This window comes from Vibrio penaeicida (assembly GCF_030689305.1).
Classification (GTDB): domain Bacteria; phylum Pseudomonadota; class Gammaproteobacteria; order Enterobacterales; family Vibrionaceae; genus Vibrio; species Vibrio penaeicida_B.
This window is the reverse complement of record NZ_JAUYVM010000071.1, coordinates 1-599: the sequence shown is the minus strand read 5'-3', so window position 1 is coordinate 599 and position 599 is coordinate 1. Positions and strand designations below refer to the sequence as shown.

The window sequence follows — 599 nt, the reverse complement described above, 5'->3', positions numbered from 1 at the left end:
ACCACCGCTCTAACCATCATAAAGGATCAGATCGCAAGACTCGAAAAAGGTTCAACTGATTTAGGCAACAACGCCCACCCACACTATAAAATGGATAGCTATTATCACGTCTCTCTTGGCTGCCAACATCAACAAAGACCCATTGTGGTCCCAAATTACCTAAGGACGCATGTTTGCCAAAAAACTGCACATCACCCGACGTTTCCACTATATGTAACCAGTGAGTAACTTTTGAGGACGAAACCTCAATTGCCGGGAACCTTGGGGCAAAGCAATGAGTATTACCTGATTCGACAAACCGGATATCAAAACTTTCATCTTGATCCCACAGGTCAATGCTGTATTTCTTTATCTTGGAATCATTCAAGCACGCGCTATAGCTACCATTTTCAATATTTGTTGAGAGAAAAGAGTTCCGATAAACGCCAAACGATAAGTAGGCACTAAAAGCAACGATGAATAAAAAGAACGAACCAAAAATAAACTTTTTCATACCTTCTGAGTTTTCCTCCACCGGAAGCATTGGTGTACCCCATAAAAAGTAGACACCACATAACTACATACTTTCGTACTCAACCGGACTGACATGCCCCAACGCT

The 599-nt window shown here is 41.9% G+C and carries 1 protein-coding gene; it reads right to left on the bottom strand.

Features of this window, described 5'->3' with window-relative positions:
* Positions 1-16 precede the first annotated feature (16 nt).
* Positions 17-523, bottom strand: a complete 507-nt coding sequence (locus Q8W40_RS28050) for a hypothetical protein (protein ID WP_305402113.1) — start codon at positions 521-523, stop codon at positions 17-19.
* Positions 524-599 lie beyond the last annotated feature (76 nt).